Source organism: Cellulomonas sp. P5_C6 (assembly GCF_054049635.1).
Genome location: NZ_JBFULZ010000267.1, coordinates 1 through 4,487, shown reverse-complemented (window position 1 = coordinate 4,487; position 4,487 = coordinate 1). Strand labels below are relative to the sequence as shown.

The window sequence follows — 4,487 nt, the reverse complement described above, 5'->3', positions numbered from 1 at the left end:
GCGGGGTAGTAGTGCCCGGTCGCGAGGTGGACGAGCGTCGTGCTGGGACGACCCTCGAGCTCGGCGGCGATCGTCTGCCCGACCGGCGGCCCGAGCACGGCGACGACGCCGGCCGCGGTGAGCAGCGCCGGCCGGGACCAGCGCAGCGCGAGGCACCCGAGGGCGAACAGCAGGCCGTAGGTAGGCAGGATCACGGCGACGGGCGTGCCCAGCAGGACGAGCAGCTCCCYGATCGCGAACAGCAGCAGGGCCCGGACCAGGATCCGCACGCGCGCCTGCACCAGCCGCGTCCCGGTCACCGGCGCGGCGCCGCCCGACAGCAGCCCGAGCGACAGCCCCGCCAGCACGACGAACAGCGAGGCCGGCCGTCCGTCGGCCAGCTGCGAGAAGCCGTACGGGTCGTCGGGACCCACGTGCGCGGTCATCATCCCCAGCACGGCGAGCCCCCGGGCGACGTCGACTCCCACGATGCGGCGCATGCACGGATGCTAGCGATCCGCGGAAACGCGCGAATCTCGCATGTCGAAACGCTTCGTCCCGATTCTTGAACTTTCCCCCTCCCGGGTGATTACAGTTCGATGTGAACTCCCCGACGCACCCCGACGTGTACACCCACGGACACCAMGAGTCCGTGCTGCGCTCGCACCGTTGGCGCACGGCCGAGAACTCGGCGGCGTACCTGCTGCCGGCCCTCGTCCCGGGGACCCGCCTGCTCGACGTGGGCTGCGGCCCGGGCTCCGTCACCATCGACCTGGCCGCCCGCCTCGAGCCGGGCGACGTCGTCGGCGTCGACACCTCGGCGGCCGTCGTCGAGATCGCGCAGAAGGCCGCGGCGGACGCCGGTGCGGACAACGTGACCTTCCAGGTGGCCGACGCGTACGAGCTCCCGTTCCCCGACCACGCCTTCGACGTGGTCCACGCGCACCAGGTGCTGCAGCACCTCACCGACCCCGTCGCCGCCCTGCGCGAGATGCGCCGCGTCACCAAGCCCGGCGGCCTCGTCGCCGTCCGCGACGCCGACTACTCCGGCATGACCTGGTTCCCGCCGTCGAACGGCCTGGACGAGTGGCGCGAGCTCTACCACGAGGTCACGCAGGCCAACGAGGCCGACGCCAACGCCGGCCGCAAGCTCCTGTCGTGGGTGCGCGAGGCCGGCTTCGACCCGGCCGGGATCGTCCCCAGCGCCGGTGTCTGGTGCTACGCGACCCCCGAGGACCGGGCCTGGTGGGCCAGCCTGTGGGCGGACCGCTCCGTCGCCTCGAACTTCGCCGCGCAGGCCATCGCGCACGGGCTCGCCGACGAGGTCGGCCTGGAGCTGCTGGCCGATGCGTGGCGCGAGTGGGGCACGCAGCCCGACGGCTGGTTCGCGGTGCTCCACGGCGAGGTGCTGGCGCGCGCCTGACCTAGGCTGCCGACATGCGCATCGCGAGGTTCACCACCGGGGGAGACCCCCGTTACGCCCTGGTCGACGGAGCCCCCGGCTCCGAGGAGCTCGTGGTCATCACGGGCGACCCGCTCTACACGCCGGTCCAGCCGACGGGCGAGCAGATCCGGCTAGACRACGACAGCGTCCGCCTGCTGGCCCCCGTGATCCCGCGCTCCAAGATCATCGGCGTCGGCCGCAACTACGCCGCGCACGCCGCCGAGCTGGGCAACGAGGTCCCCGCGGCGCCGCTGCTGTTCCTCAAGCCCAACACGTCGATCATCGGCCCGGACGACCCGATCGTCCTGCCCGACTGGACCGAGCACGTGGACCACGAGGCCGAGCTGGCCATCGTCATCGGCAAGGTCACCAAGGACGTCACCCCGGACCGCGCCCTGGACCACGTCTTCGGCTACACGGTGGCCAACGACGTCACGGCGCGCGACGTGCAGCGCGCCGACTCGCAGTGGACCCGCGCCAAGGGGTTCGACGGCTCCTGCCCGATCGGCCCCTGGATCGTGCCCGGCCTCGACGTCGACGACCTGTACGTGCGCGCCCGCGTGAACGGCAAGACGACGCAGGACGGCCGCACGTCGCAGATGATCTTCGACTCGGCGTACCTGGTCTCCTACGTCTCCGAGGTGTTCACGCTCCTGCCCGGCGACGTCATCCTCACGGGCACGCCCGCGGGTGTGGGACCGATCGTGGACCGCGACATCGTGGAGATCGAGGTCGAGGACATCGGCACCCTGCGCAACCCGGTGCTGCGCCGCCACTAATCTGGAGGGCGTGACTTCCTCCCCCGTGCGTGTTCGCTTCTGCCCGTCGCCCACCGGGACGCCGCACGTCGGCCTCATCCGCACGGCGCTGTTCAACTGGGCGTACGCGCGCCACACGGGCGGCACGTTCGTCTTCCGCATCGAGGACACCGACGCGGCGCGCGACTCGCAGGAGTCCTACCTGCAGCTGCTGGACGCGCTGCGCTGGCTGGGCCTGGACTGGGACGAGGGCGTGGAGGTCGGCGGCCCGCACGAGCCGTACCGGCAGTCGCAGCGCATGGACCTGTACGCCGACGTCGTCCGCCGCCTGGTCGAGGGCGGGTACGCGTACGAGTCGTTCTCCACGCCCGAGGAGATCGAGGCCCGGCACAAGGCGGCCGGCCGCGACCCGCAGCTCGGCTACGACGGCGCCGACCGCGACCTCACCGACGAGGACAAGGCGTTCTTCCGCAACGAGGGCCGCGAGCCCGTCCTGCGCCTGCGGATGCCCGACGACGACCTCACCTTCTCGGACCTGGTCCGCGGCGACGTGACGTTCAAGGCGGGCTCGGTGCCGGACTTCGTCATCGTCCGCGCCAACGGCCAGCCCCTGTACACGCTGGTCAACCCGGTGGACGACGCGATCATGGGCATCACCCACGTGCTGCGCGGCGAGGACCTGCTCTCGTCGACCCCGCGCCAGATCGCGCTGTACCGGGCGCTGCTCGAGCTCGGCGTCGCCACGGTCATGCCCGTGTTCGGGCACCTGCCGTCCGTCAACGGGGAGGGCAACAAGAAGCTGTCCAAGCGCGCGCCCGAGGCGAACCTGTTCCTGCACCGCGACCGCGGCTTCACCCCCGAGGGCCTGCTCAACTACCTCGCGCTGCTCGGCTGGTCGATCGGCCCGGACCGGGACATCTTCACGATGGCGGAGATGACGGCCGCGTTCGACGTCGCGGACGTGAACCCCAACCCGGCGCGGTTCGACGAGAAGAAGGCCGAGGCCATCAACTCGGCGCACATCCGGCTGCTCGCGCCCGACGACTTCCGCGACCGGCTGGTCCCGTACCTGCACCGCGCCGGCCTGGTCCCCGCGGACTCCTACGCCGACCTCTCGGCCGAGCACCGCGCGCTCCTCGACGCCGGCGCGCCGCTCATCCAGGAGCGCATCACGCTGCTGGGCGAGGCCGTCGGCATGCTCGGCTTCCTCTTCGTCGGGGACGACGCGCTGGAGATCGCCGACGACGCCCGGGCCGCCCTGCGTGAGGACTCCGCGACCGTCCTGGACGCCGCCGCGAGCGCGCTCGGGGGCCYGACGGCCTTCACGACGGCGACGACGCAGGAGGCRCTCCAGGCGGCGCTGGTCGACGAGCTGCAGATCAAGCCGCGGTTCGCGTTCACGCCGCTGCGGGTCGCGCTGAGCGGACGGCGCATCTCGCCGCCGCTGTTCGAGTCGATGGAGATCCTGGGCAAGGAGTCCACGCTCGCGCGGATCGCCGCCCTGCGCGCCGCCCTGTGAGGCAGCTCGACGGCGTCCTGTTCGACATCGACGACACGCTCGTCGACACGCGCGGCGCGTTCGTCCACGCGCTGTCCGGGGTCGCCCGCCGCTACCTGCCCGACCTGCCGGAGGACCGGCACGGCGAGCTGGTGACGGTCTGGCGCGCGGACGTCGGCGGCCACTACGCGGCGTACACGCGGGGCGAGGTCGGGTACACCGAGCAGCGGATGGCCCGCGCGAACGAGCTGCACGAGCGGTTCGGGGGGCCGGCGCTGGACGACGACGGGTTCGCGCGCTGGGACAGCACGTTCGAGGCCGAGTTCTCGGGCGCGTGGTCGGCACACCCGGACGTGGACGCGGTCGTCGACCGGCTGCTCGCCGCGGGCCTGGCGGTCGGCGCCCTGTCCAACGCGGCGGTGGCGTACCAGACCCGCAAGCTCGACCGGGCGTCGCTGCTGGAGCGCGTGCCGATGCTCGTCGGGGTCGACACCCTCGGCTACGGCAAGCCCGACCCGCGGGTGTTCCTCGAGGCCTGCCGCCGGCTGGGCACGGACCCCGGGCGCACCGCCTACGTCGGCGACGAGCTCGACGTCGACGCGGCGGCCGCCCGTGCCGCTGGACTGGTCGGCGTGTGGCTCGACCGTCCGGACGGCCGACGGATCCCGATCAGCGACGACGAGATCGCCGCCGCAGGGGTCGTCGTCGTCGCGTCCCTCGACGAGCTGCCGGCGGCGCTGGGGCTCTAGTTGGGGGCGAGGCCTGCGAGAACGTCACGTCGCCGCGAGAACGTCACCTCGAGCTGCCG

5 protein-coding genes are annotated in these 4,487 nt (G+C 72.6%); 4 read left to right on the top strand and 1 reads right to left on the bottom strand.

Translation table 11 applies throughout. The features are described 5' to 3' along the window. A partial coding sequence (opgC, locus tag ACXJKG_RS19720) for an OpgC domain-containing protein (protein WP_456847428.1) occupies nucleotides 1-479 on the bottom strand: 479 nt, incomplete at its 3' end. A 101-nt stretch (nucleotides 480-580) separates the two neighbouring features. On the opposite strand from opgC, the gene ACXJKG_RS19715 reads away from it, so the two are divergent. From ACXJKG_RS19715 to ACXJKG_RS19700, 4 genes are read left to right on the top strand one after another with little or no spacing between them, the layout of a single operon-like run. After that, the gene (locus ACXJKG_RS19715; protein WP_456847427.1) at nucleotides 581-1,402 is read left to right on the top strand and encodes a methyltransferase domain-containing protein; all 822 of its coding nucleotides are present in this window, start codon (nucleotides 581-583) and stop codon (nucleotides 1,400-1,402) included. Nucleotides 1,403-1,416: 14 nt separating this feature from the next. Continuing rightward, nucleotides 1,417-2,202, top strand: coding sequence for a fumarylacetoacetate hydrolase family protein (locus ACXJKG_RS19710; RefSeq protein ID WP_456847426.1), 786 nt, complete (start codon nucleotides 1,417-1,419; stop codon nucleotides 2,200-2,202). A 10-nt stretch (nucleotides 2,203-2,212) separates the two neighbouring features. Next, entirely contained in the window at nucleotides 2,213-3,700 is a 1,488-nt protein-coding gene (gene gltX / locus ACXJKG_RS19705) for a glutamate--tRNA ligase (RefSeq protein WP_456847425.1), read from the top strand. Further along, entirely contained in the window at nucleotides 3,697-4,428 is a 732-nt protein-coding gene (locus ACXJKG_RS19700; RefSeq protein ID WP_456847424.1) for an HAD family hydrolase, read from the top strand. The genes gltX and ACXJKG_RS19700 overlap by 4 nt, the downstream gene beginning before the upstream one ends. Nucleotides 4,429-4,487: the final 59 nt, after the last annotated feature.